The sequence below is a fragment of the Williamsia serinedens genome (genome assembly GCF_024171725.1).
Taxonomy (GTDB): domain Bacteria; phylum Actinomycetota; class Actinomycetes; order Mycobacteriales; family Mycobacteriaceae; genus Williamsia_A; species Williamsia_A serinedens.
The window spans coordinates 60258-74952 of record NZ_JAMTCG010000004.1 but is presented as its reverse complement, the minus strand read 5'-3'; the positions used below and the strand labels follow the sequence as shown (position 1 = coordinate 74952).

Below are 14695 nucleotides of genomic sequence, written 5' to 3'. Positions count from 1 at the left end.
GTCTGTGGTCGACGGTCCGCGGGTCACGCGGTGGCGACGGCCAGCAGATCCAGGCTCTCGTCGATGCCGCGGAGCCCCGCGGGGTCGTCGGGGTGGATCTCGAAGTCGTCGGTGCGGATGCTCGCGACGTCGGCGGCCAGGGCGGTCGGCCAGGCCTCGCCGGCGAGCGCCCGGTCGATCTGCGCGTCGACGAACGAACCGTTCCACCGCTTGTCCAGGGCACGCAGCGCCGACCCGTGGTGCACGCCGAGCATCTGGGTGACGGCGAACCCGCCGTCGGTCAGCAGTTCGGTCAGCTCGGCCGCCGACAGCTCGCGGGTGTGGAAGGGGTTGAGCGGGGTGTCGCGCCCGGGGGAGAAGGTGAGCCGGTTGGGGGTGCTCATCATCAGCACACCTCCGGGCCGCAGGACGCGACGGCACTCGGCGACGAACCGCGGCTGATCCCACAGGTGTTCGATGACCTGGAAGTTCACGACGACGTCGACGTCGTCGTCGGCCAGCGGCAGATCCACCAGATTGGCCTGGTGCACCGTCAGCCGCGGATAGAGGGCCCGGGAATGGGCGACGGCGGCCTCGTCGTAGTCGACGCAGACGACGTCCGCGCCCGCCGCGGCGAGCATGTCGGCGCCGTATCCCTCGCCGGACCCGGCCTCCAACACCCGCCGTCCGCGACACATGTCCACGACGTGCGCGTAGGCGACCTCGTGCCGACGGAACCAGTAGTTCTCCTCGGCGATCCCCGGCGCGGTCCGCTCACCGGTGAGCACCAGGGTCGGCTCCGGGGCGTCGGTTGCGTTGGTCATCTGCGGGAGCCTAACGGTCACGTCGGGGACACCCTTATACGCTCGATGTGACCGATGTCTCCGGCCTACTGGCTGAATCGTCCAGCATCGCGCCTCACCTGCGAGGACGCGGTGTCGACGCGTGTCCGGAAGAGGCTAGACTGGTCACTGGATGCTTTACCTTACCGGGCAGTAAGTTTACGGTGAGTTCACAACCGCTGAGTGGAGGTCGAAGAGGACCATGACGAACATCGTCGTACTGATCAAGCAGGTTCCGGACACCTGGTCGGAGCGCAAGCTGTCCGATGGCGACTACACGCTCGACCGTGAGGCGGCCGACGCCGTCCTGGACGAGATCAACGAGCGCGCCGTCGAGGAGGCCCTGCAGATCAAGGAGGCCTCAGGTGGCGAGGTGACCATCCTGTCGGCGGGCCCGGAGCGCACCACGGACGCGATCCGCAAGGCGCTGTCGATGGGTGCCGACAAGGCGATCCACATCAAGGACGACCTGATGCACGGCTCGGACTCGGTCCAGACCGCCTACGTGCTCGCCCGCGCACTCGGCACCGTCGAGGGCGTCGAGCTGGTCATCGCCGGCAACGAGGCGACCGACGGCCGCGGCGGCGCGATCCCGTCGATGATCGCCGAGTACCTGGAGCTCCCGCACCTGACGCACCTGCGCAAGCTGACCGTCGACGGGGAGAACCTGACCGGCGAGCGAGAGACCGACGAGGGCATCACCCACGTCGAGGCGACCCTGCCGGCCATCGTCAGCGTCAACGAGAAGATCAACGAGCCCCGCTTCCCGTCCTTCAAGGGCATCATGGCCGCGAAGAAGAAGGAAGTGCAGGTCGTCAGCCTCGCCGACATCGGCGTCGAGGCCTCCGACGTCGGCCTGGAGAACGCCGGCTCGACCGTCACCTCGAACACCCCGAAGCCCCCGAAGACCGCCGGTGAGCGCGTCACGGACGAGGGCGACGGCGGCACGAAGGTGGCCGAGTACCTCGTCGGTCAGAAGATCATCTGAGCCCGCCCGACCCTGATATCGAGGAGCAACACACCATGGCAGAAGTACTGGTTCTCGCCGAGCTCGACGCAGAGGGCGGCCTGAAGAAGGTCACCGGCGAGCTCATCACCGCCGCACGTGCGCTCGGCAGCCCGTCGGTGGTCGTCGCAGGCAAGCCCGGCACGGCCGACAGCGTCACCGACGGCCTCAAGGAGGCCGGCGCCGAGAAGATCTACGTCGCCGAGTCCGACGACGTCGAGGGCTACCTGATCAGCCCCAAGGTCGACATCCTGGCCTTGGTCGCCGAGCAGGCCTCGCCGGCGGCGATCATCGTCGCGGCAACGGCCGACGGCAAGGAGATCTCGGGTCGCCTGGCCGTGCGTCTGGGCTCGGGCATCCTGTACGACGTCGTCGACATCAAGGACGACAAGACCGGCGTCCACAGCATCTTCGGTGGCGCGTTCACCGTCGAGGCGCAGCCCAAGGGCGACATCCCGATCTACTCGGTCCGTCCCGGTGGCGTCGAGGCACAGCCTCAGGCCGGTGCCGGCGAGCGTGTCGACGTCGAGGTCCCGGCCCCGGCCGCGAACGCCGTCAAGGTCACCAAGGTCGAGCCGATCGTCGGCGGCGACCGCCCGGAGCTCACCGAGGCGTCGATCGTCGTCTCCGGTGGCCGCGGCGTCGGCAGTGCCGACAAGTTCTCGGTCGTCGAGGAACTCGCCGACTCGCTCGGTGCCGCCGTCGGTGCGTCCCGCGCCGCCGTCGACTCCGGGTACTACCCGGGTCAGTTCCAGGTCGGCCAGACCGGCAAGACCGTGTCGCCGCAGCTCTACGTGGCGCTCGGCATCTCCGGTGCCATCCAGCACCGCGCCGGGATGCAGACCTCGAAGACGATCGTGGCCGTCAACAAGGACGAAGAGGCCCCGATCTTCGAGATCGCGGACTACGGCATCGTCGGCGACCTGTTCGACGTCGCCCCGCAGCTGACCGAAGAGGTCAAGAAGCGCAAGTGATGCGGCCAGGCGTCGCCTGACCGACCACACAGCACGGCCCCCGGGACCACGGTTCCGGGGGCCGTGGTGCATCTCGGGCCCGTCGGTCACACTCCCGTCTGCGCCACGTAACCCGGGCCGGCGGGTGTTCATCACCCCTCCACCGACATGACACGCCGGTGCAGCGCACGCGCCCGATCCGGTCGATAGACCTGTGGCCATGGCGACGACACTGCTCGACGGCACCACCCGCACCACGACGCCCTCCCCGCGCTCGCGCCTTCTCCTGCGCGGACCGCGCTACACCCTGCACCTGACGACCCGCCCCGCCGACATCGCGGCGGCGCAGCGGCTGCGGCACGCCGTGTTCTCCACGGAGCCGGGCTTCGCGAGCGCCATGACCGGTGCGGTGGACGGTCGCGACGCCGACCGCTGGGACGACTTCTGCGACCACCTGCTCGTCCGCGACGGCTCCGACGGCGCGGTCGTCGGATGCTGACCCCGGGCGGTGCGATGGCCGCCGACGGGCTCTACAGCGCGGGGGAGTTCGACCTCGACGAACTCGCCCCGATCGCGGCCGAGCTCGTCGAGATGGGGCGGGCCTGCGTCGCCGACGGCCACCGCAGCGGGTCGGTCATGGCGCTCATGTGGTCGGGCATCCTGCGGTACCTCGAGGAGACGGGCCACCGCTACGTCGCCGGATGTACGTCGGTCCCCGTGGATCTCGGCGACGGCGTGGCGCCGGGCGCCACCGTCCGCGGGGTGCGCGATCTCGTCCGCGACCGACACCGGGCGACGTGGCAGGTGTTCCCGCACCGTGCGGTCGTCGTGGACGGCCGGCGGCTCGACGACATCGACCCCCCACAGGCACTGTCGGTGCCGCCGCTCATGGCCGGCTACCTGCGGATCGGTGCCCGGATCTGCGGCGAACCCGCCCACGACGTCGACTTCGGTGTCGGTGACTTCCTCACCGTGCTCGACCGGGAGACCGCCGACCTGCGGTACCTGGACAGACTCCGAGCGCTCGCCGACCGCTGCGACGTCGAGGCGGCACGCCGATGACCGCCGCCGGCGCGATCACCCCCGCCCGCACGGTCCCCGCCGCGGCCACGCACGCGTGGTTCCCGGCGAGCCCCTGTGACGCGAGCTGCGTCCGGTCGAGCGGTCCCACCCTGGGCCGTGTCGCCGTCGCGGTGCGCGTCGCGCGTCTCGCGGCCACCGCGTCGGCGGCGGTCGTCGGCGGCGTGCTCGTCACACCGCTGCCGCGGCCGGTCCGACGCCGCTATGTCCGCCGGGCGGCCCGCGGGCTCCTCGCCGCCCTCGGCATCGGCTTCGAGGTCGACGACCGTCGACCCCACGTCGGCCGCGGCGTGGGGCTCGTGGTCGCCAACCACACATCGTTCCTGGACATCGTGGCCATCGCCGGTGTGGTCCCCGCACGGTTCGTCGCCAAGTCCGAGATCCTCGGCTGGCCCGTCGTCGGCGGACTGGCGCGACGGCTCGGCGTGATCGGCATCGACCGACGTGCGCTGCACTCCCTGCCCGCGACGATCGGCACCATGACCGCGGGGCTGTTCGACGACGACGCCGTCGGGGTGTTCCCCGAGGGCACCACGTGGTGCGGTCGGGCCGGAGGCCGCTTCCGGCCCGCGACCTTCCAGGCTGCCGTCGACGCGCGCATGCCCGTCATCCCCGTCCACGTCGGGTTCCGCGACGCCCACGGCTCCGTGGCCACGGCGCCGGCGTTCGTCGGCGACGACGATCTCCTCGACACCGTGCGTCGGGTGCTGCGGGCGCGGGGGCTGCGCGTCGTCGTGCGGATCCACGAACTGCAGCTGCCCGGCGACGACCGCCGCGCGCTCGCGCGTCGGTGCGAGCGGCTGGTCTTCGGCGACGTCGACGACCACGGTGACCCGCTCGGGTCGCTCAGCGCGCTGTCGCTGCCCGTCCCGCCCCTGTCGGCACCGGTCGAGCCCGTGCGCGACCACGGCCACGACGAGGTCCCCGCGGGCGCGGCCTGACCCCGCACGCCGGTACTCTGGGTCGGTCATGACCGACCCGGTGAGCACGCCCGTCTACCTCGATCACGCCGCATCCACCCCGATGCACCCGGCCGCCGTCGAGGCGATGACCCGCATCCTCGCCGACGCCGGGAACGCCGCCTCGCTGCACGGTTCCGGTCGCCGGGCCCGTCGCCACCTCGAGGAGGCCCGCGAGTCGATCGCGGCCTCGATCGGCGCGCGACCGTCGGAGATCGTGTTCACCGCCGGCGGCACCGAGAGCGACAACCTCGCGATCAAGGGCATCTTCTGGGCGCGGGTGGCGGCCGACCCACGCCGACGGCGCATCGTCATCTCCGCCGTCGAGCACCACGCGGTGATGGACCCCGCGCAGTGGCTCGCCGACCGCGGTGACGCCGACCTCGTCGTCCTCGGGGTCGACGCGCTGGGCCGGGTCTCCCCGGCGGACCTGCGCGCGGAGCTCGCCGCCCACGCCGAGGAGACCGCGCTGGTCTCGGTGATGTGGGCCAACAACGAGGTCGGCACCATCCAGCCGATCGCCGAGCTCGCCGCGATCGCCTCGGAGTTCGGGGTCCCGCTGCACACCGACGCCATCCAGGCCGTGGGGCACATCCCCGTCGACCTCGGCGCCGTCGGCGTCAGCGCGCTGAGCCTGGCCGCGCACAAGTTCGGCGGCCCGCACGGCATGGGCGCCCTGGTGCTCCGCCGCGACGTCGACTGTGTCCCGCTGCTGCACGGCGGCGGCCACGAGCGTGACGTGCGGTCGGGGACACCGGACGCCGCTGCGGCCGTGGGGATGGCCACCGCGGTGCGGATCGCCGTCGACGAATTGCCTGCGACGATGCGCAGTGTCGCCGCCCGCCGCGACCGCCTGCTCGATGTGGCCCGCACCGTGCCCGACTGCGTCGTCAACGGACCGGTCGGGGAGGGGCGACTGCCCGGCAACGCGCATGTGTCCCTGCTCGGCTGTGAGGGCGACTCGCTGCTGATGCTGCTCGACGCCAACGGCATCGAGTGCTCCACCGGGTCGGCGTGCACCGCCGGGGTGGCCCGGGCCAGTCACGTCCTCCTCGCGATGGGCATGTCGACCGCCGACGCGCGCAGCAGCCTCCGATTCTCGCTCGCCCCCACCACCACCGACGCCGAGATCGACGCCGTCGCCGAGGTCCTCGCCGACGTCGCCGACCGTGCGCGTGTCGCCGGCATGGCCGGCGTCGGGGAGCGCTGAGCGATGCGGGTCCTGGCCGCGATGAGCGGTGGCGTCGACTCCGCCGTGGCCGCGGCGCGGGCGGTCGACGCCGGCCACGACGTCACCGGGGTGCACCTCGCCCTCTCGACCGCTCCCGGCGCCCTGCGCACGGGCAGCCGTGGGTGCTGCTCCCGGGAGGACGCCGGCGACGCCCGCCGTGCCGCCGACGTGCTCGGGATCCCGTTCTACGTCTGGGATTTCGCCGAGCGGTTCCGTGAGGACGTCATCGACGAGTTCGTCGACGCCTATGCGCGCGGACTCACCCCGAACCCGTGTCTGACCTGCAACGAGAAGATCAAGTTCTCGGCGCTGGCCCACCGCGCTCGGGCCCTCGGGTTCGATGCCCTGGCGACCGGCCACTACGCCCGGCTGTCCGACGGTGTGTTGCGCCGCGCGGTCGACGCGGACAAGGACCAGTCGTACGTGCTCGCCGTCCTCACCGCGGACCAATTGGCGCACGCCATGTTCCCCGTGGGCGACACCCCGAAGCCGGAGATCCGGGCCGAGGCCGCGCGCCGGGGTCTCACCGTCGCCGACAAGCCGGACTCGCACGACATCTGCTTCATCCCGAGCGGCGACACCCGCGCGTTCCTCGGTGCGCGGATCGGTGTGCGGCCGGGGCTTGTCGTCGACGAGGCCACCGGTGACACGCTCGCCGAGCACGAGGGCGTCCACGGCTTCACCATCGGGCAGCGCAAGGGGCTGGGCATCGAGGCCCCGGCCGCCGACGGCGCACCCCGCTACGTCACCGACATCGACCCCGACACGGCGACGGTCACCGTCGGCACGGCGGCCGACCTCGCCGTGACCAGCATCCGGGCCGACCGCGCGGTGTGGACGTCGGGATCGGTGCCGACCGGCGACCTCGACTGCGTCGTGCAGGTCCGTGCGCACGGCGGGCTCGCGCCCGCGACGGCCCGCGCCGTCGGCGACGGGACCGGCATCGAGATCGACCTGCACGAACCGCTCACCGGGGTCGCCCGTGGGCAGGCCGCGGTGCTGTACGCCCCGGACCCCGCGGCCGGTGACCGCGTCATCGGATGCGGTCGGATCTGCGCGGCCCCGTCACGGGCTCGCGCCGGCGCGGCGTGAGCTCGCCCGCCCCGCCGACCGGCGTGGCCACCGGCGTGGGCTCGATGCCCGGTACGGACCCGCGTGCGGTCGCCGACGTCGTGGCCGGCGAGGTCGCGCTCATGCACCTGCCCGAACTGCCGGCCCGCGGTCGCGGCGCGGACATGATCGGCCGCTGCGCGGCGCTGCTCGTCGACATGCCGATGGACGTCGGCATCCACGGCTTCCGCTTCGCCGGGTCGGGCTCGGCGCTACGGCGCCGCGCACACGACCTGCTGCGCGCCGACCTCGACGCCCTCGAGGAGATCTGGGAGACACGAGGGCTCGGCGGACCCGACGCGTGGGTCAAGACACAGGTAACCGGACCCTTCACGCTCGCCGCCGCCGTCGAGACCGCGTCGGGGCACAAGGCCGTCGCCGACCGCGGCGCCTGGGCGGACGTCGTCGGGTCACTGACCGAGGGCGTCGCCGACCACGCGCGCGAGCTGTCGAAGCGTCTCGACGCCCGGGTCGTCGTGCAGATCGACGAACCGTCCCTGCGAGCGGTCGTCGACGGCAGGGTGCCACCGCTGTCCCGGTTCGACGTCGTCCCCGCCATCCCGGCCGCCGTCGTCGCCGAGCACCTGTCCGCACTCTGCGACGGTGTCGGCGCGCCGGTCGTCCTGCACGATTGCGGCGACGCTTTCCCCTGGGACGTCGCGGCCCAGACGCCGCTGTGGGGCGTCTCGCTCGACCTGGGCCGGCTCGGCACCGACCGCTCGCGCACCGAGGATCTCGACGGGCTCGGCGAGGCGGTCGACGCGGGGCGCGTGGTCCTCGCCGGTGTGGTGCCGGCGACCGGGCCCGCGCCGGTGCCGCGTCCGGAGGACGTCACCGACCGCCTCGTCGCGCTCGCCGACACGATCGGTCTCGACCACGCGGTGTTCACCGATCAGATGCTCGTGACACCGGGCTGTGGTCTCGCGGGCGCGTCGTCGGACCGCGCCGCCGCGGCGTTGAAGACCTGCACCGCGGTGGCCGACGAACTGCACCACCGCTGATCGGCGTCGCCGGCCCGCCCCGGGATCAGGCGGTGATGGTGACCCTGGTCCCCAGGACCGCCCAGTCGTAGAGGCGGGCCATCATCGGCTCGGGCACGTGTACACATCCGCGTGAGCCCGACGAGCGGTAGCGCGGGTCGCCGTAGGGGAAGTCCTGCCACGGCGAGTCGTGGAAGCCGTAGTCGCCGAAGAACTGCAGCCAGTAGTGCACGAACACGCGGTAGTCGGGTCCGACGAGGTACCGGTCGGTCTCGCGGTCGATGATCGTCCAGGTGCCGACGGGGGTGTGGTCGACGGGGGTGTCGATGCCCGTGGTGACCGGTGAGGCGACGACGGTCGACGAGCCCGCGCACAGCCACATCCGCTGCTCGGCGATGCTGACCGCGATGGTCCGCGGTGCCGACCTGCTGCGGCAGGCCTGCGCGTCGGCGATCTCCTGTGCCGACCGCGCGGGAGTGCTGGTCGGGGCCGGTGCCGTCACCGCCGCCGACACCGTCTCGGTCCTGCGCCCGTCGTCGCGACCGGCACCGCCGATGAGGATCACGGTGAGGACGACCGCCAGCGGCACCACGAGCGCCGCCCACCAGTAGTCCCGCACCGCTCCCCGCATGCCGACCAGGGTCCCACACCGCGTGCGGTGAGCCGAGTCGTCAGAATTCGAGATCCCGGACCAACCGGGCAGGCGCGACGAGTCGGAAACTGGCGTCGAGGAGTTCACGGACCTCGGCCCAGTCCGGGTCCGCGGCGTCGAGGTCGAGCCCGACCCATCCCGCGGGCCCGAGGTAGGCGGGGACGAAGAAGCGGGGATCGTCGGCGAGCGCCGGGACCTCCGACGGATCGGGCTTCACCAGCAGCGAGTGGTCGCGTCGGTCACCGCCGCGGACCGCACCGCCGTAGTGCGCGAACACCTTCTGGCACCGGAAGGTGGGACGCCCGTGGGCGACCACCTCGGTCGACTCGGGGAACGCCAGCGCGATCTCGCGGACCCGTGCGAGCAGCGGATCCGCGTCGTCGAACATGATCGGGTGCGGCATCGCAGGTGATGGTAGGGCCGGAGATGTCGGATCGCGCGACTATCGTCGACCCCGTGGACGACGGTGATCTGCGCGCTCAGTGGACGGCCCTGGCCGACGAGGTGCGCGAGCACCAGTTCCGGTACTACGTCAAGGATTCCCCGACGATCACCGACGGCGAGTTCGACGAGCTGCTCAAGCGCCTGCAGCGCCTCGAGGACGAGCATCCCGAGCTGGCCGTGGCCGACTCGCCGACCAAGCTCGTCGGCGGCGGCTTCGCCACCGAGTTCGCCGCCGTCGACCATCTCGAGCGGATGTTGTCGCTGGACAACGTGTTCGACGCCGACGAGATGCGCACGTGGGTGTCTCGGGTCGAGGCCGACGCGGGTTCCGGTCTCGACTACCTGTGCGAGCTGAAGATCGACGGCGTCGCGCTGGCGCTGGTCTACGAGAACGGGCACCTGGTGCGGGGCACCACCCGTGGCGACGGACGGACCGGTGAGGACGTCACCCTCAACGCGCGGACCATCGACGACATCCCCGCCACGCTCACCGCGTCGGAGGAGTACCCGGTGCCCTCGGTGCTGGAGGTCCGCGGTGAGGTGTTCTTCCGCCTCGAGGACTTCGAGGCGCTGAACGCCTCCCTCGTCGACGACGGCAAGGCGCCGTTCGCCAATCCGCGCAACTCGGCCGCGGGCTCGCTGCGACAGAAGAACCCGCAGGTCACCGCCCGTCGTCGGTTGCGCATGATCTGCCACGGCATCGGCAAGCTGGAGGGGTGGGCACCGGAGTCCCTCCACGACGCGTACCTGGCGCTCGCGGCCTGGGGTCTGCCCGTCTCGACGCACACCACGAAGCTGTCGACGGTCGACGAGATCCTGGAGAAGATCGCCTACTGGGGCGAGCACCGCCACGACGTCGAGCACGAGATCGACGGGATCGTCGTCAAGGTCGACCGCACCTCGCTGCAACGCCGCCTGGGGTCGACGTCGCGCGCGCCGCGCTGGGCGATCGCCTACAAGTACCCGCCCGAGGAGGCGACCACCACCCTCCTCGACATCAAGGTCAACGTCGGCCGGACCGGCCGGGTCACCCCGTTCGCCAGCATGGCCCCGGTGCTGGTCGCCGGGTCGACGGTGTCGATGGCGACCCTGCACAACGCGTCCGAGGTCAAGCGCAAAGGCGTCCTCATCGGTGACACGGTCACCATCCGCAAGGCCGGTGACGTCATCCCCGAGGTCCTCGGTCCCATCGTCGACCTGCGCGACGGCAGCGAGACCGAGTTCGTCATGCCCACGCACTGCCCGGAGTGCGGCACCGAGCTGCGCCCGGAGAAGGAGGGCGACGCCGACATCCGGTGCCCCAACAGCAGGTCCTGTCCGGCGCAGCTGCGGGAGCGGATCTTCCACATCGCGGGCCGTGGGTCCTTCGACATCGAGGCGCTCGGCTACGAGGCCGCCACGGCGCTGCTGACCTCGGGGGTGCTGGAGAACGAGGCGGATCTCTTCTCGCTCACCGCCGACGACCTGACCCGGGTCCCGCTGTTCACGACGAAGGCCGGGGCGCTGTCGGCGAACGGCAAGCGTCTGTTGGCCAACCTCGAGAACGCCAAGTCGGCGCCACTCTGGAGGGTGCTGGTCGGGCTGTCGATCCGGCATGTCGGACCGTCGGCGGCGCGGGCGCTGGCCACCGAGTTCGGGTCGCTCGAGGCGATCGAGAACGCCGACGTCGAGGCGCTCGCCCAGACCGAGGGGATGGGCGCGACCCTCGCCCAGAGCGTCGTCGACTGGTTCGCCGTCGACTGGCACCGGGAGATCGTCGAGAAGTGGCGCGCCGCGGGCGTGAAGATGGTCGACGAGCGGGACGAGTCGATCCCGCGCACCCTCACCGGCCTGACCATCGTCGTCACCGGGTCGCTGCAGGACTACAGCCGCGACGGGGCGAAGGAGGCCATCCTGGTCCGCGGTGGCAAGGCGTCGGGGTCGGTGTCGAAGAAGACCGATTACGTCGTCGTGGGTGACTGGCCCGGCACCAAGGCCGAAAAAGCCGAACAGCTCGGAGTGCCCATCCTCGACGAGGAGGGCTTCACCCGACTCCTCGCCGAAGGCCCCCCGCCCGCCCCCGAGGCAGAGGAGTCCGACGACGCAGATCCCGAAGCGCCCCCGGCAGACCCGGAGGCGCCCCCCGCCGACTGAGCGATTCCCGCGTCAGCTGGTGGCGAGGACCGTGGTCACGATGCGCGTGAGATAGCCCACGCGGGCGAGTTCCGACGGGCGGAAGTCGGGGCCACCGGACCGGCCGAGCAGCAACGCCTTCGACGCCGCGCCGATCGGGGCGGCCGCCATCCGCGTGTCGATGTCGCGCCACGGCTCCGGCACCCACGGCGCGTCGGGGTCGAGCTGCACCGGCTCGGTCACCGGGAGCCAGTCGACGTCACCGAGCGGCGTCTCGGGGGCGCTCGAACTGCCGAACAGCTGGACCACGCCACCGGCTCCGGGCCCGACGACCATCGCCCACGACACGCGCAGGACGCGCGGCGCGAGGTCGACGAGGACCTGCATGCGTGCGGCGCCGGTCGCGCGGGCGATCTCGTCGACGAGCTCGAGCTCGCGGTGGGTCTCGAGGACCCCGGTGTAGGGCCGGATCGAGTCCACGCGGACGCCGTCGATGTTCTCGGCCGCCGTGATCAGGGTGTCCGGCAGCGATCCCCGCGCGACCTCGACGACGATGTCGTCGACCGCGTAGCCCTCGCCGCGTTCGACGACGTCGAGCGAGAGGATGTCGGCACCCACCGAACCCAACGAGACCGCCAGCAGACCCAGGCTGCCGGGTCGGTCCTGCAGGTAGACCCGCAACAGATACGACACGCCGGACAGTGTCCCACCCGAGCGGTGCGCCCGCCGTCCGCCGGCCGGCCGCGACGGCCGGCCCACTAGGGTTGTCGGGTACTCCACTCCACGTGAGAAGGGAACCTGGCGTGTCTGCGATATCCCGGGACGAGGTCGCCCACCTGGCGCGGCTGTCGCGGCTGGCGTTGAGCGACGACGAGCTCGACCAGTTCGCGGGTCAGATCGACTCGATCCTCACGCACGTCGCCCAGATCTCCGAGGTCGACGTCACCGACACCGACGGCACCGCCCACCCGGCGGGTCTGGCCAACGTGCTCCGTCCCGATGAGCCGGTGCCCGGCCTCACCCCCGACGAGGCGCTGTCGGGCGCGCCCGCGGTGGAGCAGGAGCGGTTCGCCGTCCCGCAGATCCTGGGTGAGGAGCAGTGACCGCCATCCGACCGGCCGGCGAGATCACCGGTCTCGACGCCGCGACGCTCGCGCAGCGCATCCACTCGCGCGAGGTGTCCTCGGTGGAGGTGACGCGAGCCCACCTCGACCAGATCGCCGAGATCGACGGCGATCTGGGTGCCTTCCTGCACGTCGGTGCCGACGCGGCGCTCTCCGCGGCCCGGGCCGTCGACGACGCCATCGCCGCCGGGGACGCGCCGGTGTCACCGTTGGCCGGTGTGCCGATCGCACTGAAGGACGTCTTCACCACCACCGACGCCCCGACGACGTGCGGCTCCAAGATCCTCGAGGGCTGGGTGCCGCCCTACGACGCGACGGTGACCCGTCGGTTGCGGAAGGCCGGCATCCCCATCCTGGGCAAGACCAACATGGACGAGTTCGCCATGGGCAGCTCGACCGAGAACTCGGCCTATCAGCTCACCCGCAACCCCTGGGACACCGATCGGATCCCCGGCGGCTCGGGCGGTGGCAGCGCCGCGGCGCTCGCGTCGTACCAGGCGCCGTTGGCGATCGGCACCGACACCGGCGGGTCGGTGCGACAGCCCGCCGCGGTCACCGCCACCGTCGGTGTAAAGCCCACCTACGGGACCGTCTCGCGCTACGGCCTCGTCGCGTGCGCGTCCTCGCTCGACCAGGGCGGCCCCTGCGCGCGGACCGTTCTCGACACCGCTCTGCTGCACCAGGTGATCGCCGGGCACGACCCGCGGGACTCGACGTCGATCGACGCCCCGATACCCGACGTCGTCGGCGCCGCCCGCGCGGGTGCCGAGGGCGACCTGTCGGGTGTCAAGGTAGGCATCGTCCGCGAGCTGTCGGGGGAGGGGTACCAGCCCGGCGTGCTCGCGTCGTTCACCGCGGCGGTCGAGCAGCTGTCGGCGCGCGGCGCGGAGATCGTCGAGGTGTCGTGCCCGCACTTCACCTACGCGCTCGGCGCCTACTACCTGATCCTGCCCTCGGAGGTCAGCTCGAACCTCGCGCGCTTCGACGCCATGCGCTACGGCCTGCGTGTCGGGGACGACGGCTCCCACTCCGCCGAGGAGGTCATGGCGCTCACGCGTGCTGCCGGCTTCGGCCCGGAGGTCAAGCGGCGCATCATGATCGGGACGTACGCGCTGTCGTCGGGCTACTACGACCAGTACTACGGGCAGGCTCTGCGCGTGCGCACCCTGATCGCCCGGGACTTCGAGAAGGCCTTCGCCGACGTCGACGTCCTGGTGTCGCCGACGACGCCGACCACCGCGTTCCCGTTGGGGGAGAAGGTGGACGACCCGCTGGCGATGTACCTCTTCGACCTGTGCACCCTGCCGGTGAACCTGGCGGGGAACTGCGCGATGAGCGTCCCGTCGGGGCTGTCGTCCGACGACGGTCTCCCGGTGGGCCTGCAGATCATGGCGCCGGCGCAGGCCGACGACCGTCTGTACCGCGTGGGCGCGGCCTACGAGGCGGCGCGCGGCGCGATCGGCTGAGGCCGGACGGGTCGAGGATCGGCGCTCAGGCAATGGTCCCCGCGGTGAGCCCGCCGTCCATGACGAACTCGGTGCCCGTGGCGTAGCTCGACTCGTCGCTCATCAGGAAGACGATGAACGCGGCGACCTCGGACGGGTCGGCGGACCGGTTCATCGGGATCTTCAGCATGCCGTCGGGGATGCCCTCGGTCATCGGGGTGCGGATCAAGCCGGGGTGGATCGAGTTCACCCGGACGTTCTGCGCCGCCAGCTCGAGCGCCGCCGACTTGGTGATGCCGCGGACCGCCCATTTGGACGCGACGTAGCCGTGCGCCCAGGGGCTTCCCTGCAGGCCCTCCACCGACGACACGTTCACGATGGACCCGCCGCCGGCCGCGATCATCGCGTCGGCCGCGGCCCGCATCCCGAGGAACGTGCCGGTGAGGTTGACGTCGAGGATCTGCTGCCACTTCTCGAGTTTGAACTTCTGCAGTGTCGAGCCGTTGACGATGCCCGCGTTGTTGACCAGACCGGTCAGCGACCCGAACGTCTCGGACGCGGCGGCCACGGCGTCCGTCCACTGGTCGGGCTGGGTGACGTCGAGGTGCACATACCGTGCCGCGCCACCGATCTCGGTCGCCAGCGCGGCACCCTCCTCGTCGAGGATGTCCCCGAGCACGACCCGCGCGCCCTCGGCGACCAGTGCGCGTGCGTGCGCGGCCCCCATCCCGCGGGCCCCGCCACTGATCAGGACGACCTTGCCGTCGACGCGTCCCAT

The 14695-nt window shown here is 71.8% G+C and carries 14 protein-coding genes and 1 pseudogene; 10 read left to right on the top strand and 5 right to left on the bottom strand.

From position 1 onward, the window contains the following. Positions 1–23: 23 nt before the first annotated feature. Positions 24–803 (bottom strand): class I SAM-dependent methyltransferase, encoded by a 780-nt coding sequence (locus LX12_RS11360; protein ID WP_253654675.1) that lies wholly within the window; start codon positions 801–803, stop codon positions 24–26. Between the two features lie 220 nt (positions 804–1023). Between LX12_RS11360 and LX12_RS11355 the strand changes: the two genes are divergently transcribed. The 7 genes and pseudogenes from LX12_RS11355 to LX12_RS11325 all read left to right on the top strand — a co-directional run bounded on the left by LX12_RS11355 (position 1024) and on the right by LX12_RS11325 (position 8161). Next, on the top strand, positions 1024–1809 hold the full coding sequence (locus tag LX12_RS11355; RefSeq protein WP_253654674.1) for an electron transfer flavoprotein subunit beta/FixA family protein: 786 nt from the start codon (positions 1024–1026) through the stop codon (positions 1807–1809). 35 nt (positions 1810–1844) lie between these two features. After that, positions 1845–2801 (top strand): electron transfer flavoprotein subunit alpha/FixB family protein, encoded by a 957-nt coding sequence (locus tag LX12_RS11350; protein ID WP_253654673.1) that lies wholly within the window; start codon positions 1845–1847, stop codon positions 2799–2801. 199 nt (positions 2802–3000) lie between these two features. Further along, a pseudogene (locus LX12_RS11345) lies at positions 3001–3842 on the top strand (GNAT family N-acetyltransferase). Next, positions 3839–4801 carry a lysophospholipid acyltransferase family protein gene (locus tag LX12_RS11340; RefSeq protein WP_253654672.1) on the top strand — a complete coding sequence of 321 codons (963 nt, stop codon included), beginning with the start codon at positions 3839–3841 and terminating at the stop codon, positions 4799–4801. The pseudogene LX12_RS11345 and the gene LX12_RS11340 overlap by 4 nt, the downstream one beginning before the upstream one ends. Positions 4802–4829: 28 nt before the next feature. Further along, complete coding sequence (locus tag LX12_RS11335) at positions 4830–6029, top strand: cysteine desulfurase family protein (RefSeq protein ID WP_253654671.1); 1200 nt, start codon at positions 4830–4832, stop codon at positions 6027–6029. A 3-nt stretch (positions 6030–6032) separates the two neighbouring features. After that, positions 6033–7142 carry a tRNA 2-thiouridine(34) synthase MnmA gene (mnmA, locus tag LX12_RS11330; protein ID WP_253654670.1) on the top strand — a complete coding sequence of 370 codons (1110 nt, stop codon included), beginning with the start codon at positions 6033–6035 and terminating at the stop codon, positions 7140–7142. Then, positions 7139–8161 carry a uroporphyrinogen decarboxylase/cobalamine-independent methonine synthase family protein gene (locus tag LX12_RS11325; RefSeq protein ID WP_253654669.1) on the top strand — a complete coding sequence of 341 codons (1023 nt, stop codon included), beginning with the start codon at positions 7139–7141 and terminating at the stop codon, positions 8159–8161. The genes mnmA and LX12_RS11325 overlap by 4 nt, the downstream gene beginning before the upstream one ends. 25 nt (positions 8162–8186) lie before the next feature. Here LX12_RS11325 and LX12_RS11320 read toward each other — a convergent pair whose 3' ends face one another. Together LX12_RS11320 and LX12_RS11315 are read right to left on the bottom strand one after the other, a co-directional pair. Continuing rightward, positions 8187–8771 (bottom strand): L,D-transpeptidase, encoded by a 585-nt coding sequence (locus LX12_RS11320; RefSeq protein WP_253654668.1) that lies wholly within the window; start codon positions 8769–8771, stop codon positions 8187–8189. Positions 8772–8811: 40 nt separating this feature from the next. After that, a complete protein-coding gene (locus LX12_RS11315) occupies positions 8812–9195 on the bottom strand; it encodes an MmcQ/YjbR family DNA-binding protein (protein WP_253654667.1) in 384 nt (127 codons plus the stop codon). 23 nt (positions 9196–9218) lie between these two features. On the opposite strand from LX12_RS11315, the gene ligA reads away from it, so the two are divergent. Then, positions 9219–11369 (top strand): NAD-dependent DNA ligase LigA, encoded by a 2151-nt coding sequence (gene ligA, locus LX12_RS11310; protein WP_253654666.1) that lies wholly within the window; start codon positions 9219–9221, stop codon positions 11367–11369. Between the two features lie 12 nt (positions 11370–11381). On the opposite strand, the gene LX12_RS11305 is transcribed toward ligA, so the two are convergent. Next, positions 11382–12050 carry an ACT domain-containing protein gene (locus LX12_RS11305; protein ID WP_253655084.1) on the bottom strand — a complete coding sequence of 223 codons (669 nt, stop codon included), beginning with the start codon at positions 12048–12050 and terminating at the stop codon, positions 11382–11384. Positions 12051–12151: 101 nt separating this feature from the next. On the opposite strand from LX12_RS11305, the gene gatC reads away from it, so the two are divergent. Further along, positions 12152–12451, top strand: coding sequence for an Asp-tRNA(Asn)/Glu-tRNA(Gln) amidotransferase subunit GatC (gene gatC / locus LX12_RS11300; RefSeq protein ID WP_253654665.1), 300 nt, complete (start codon positions 12152–12154; stop codon positions 12449–12451). Beyond that, positions 12448–13938, top strand: coding sequence for an Asp-tRNA(Asn)/Glu-tRNA(Gln) amidotransferase subunit GatA (gatA, locus tag LX12_RS11295; protein WP_253654664.1), 1491 nt, complete (start codon positions 12448–12450; stop codon positions 13936–13938). The genes gatC and gatA overlap by 4 nt, the downstream gene beginning before the upstream one ends. Before the next feature lie 25 nt (positions 13939–13963). Here gatA and LX12_RS11290 read toward each other — a convergent pair whose 3' ends face one another. Next, entirely contained in the window at positions 13964–14695 is a 732-nt protein-coding gene (locus LX12_RS11290; protein ID WP_253654663.1) for an SDR family oxidoreductase, read from the bottom strand.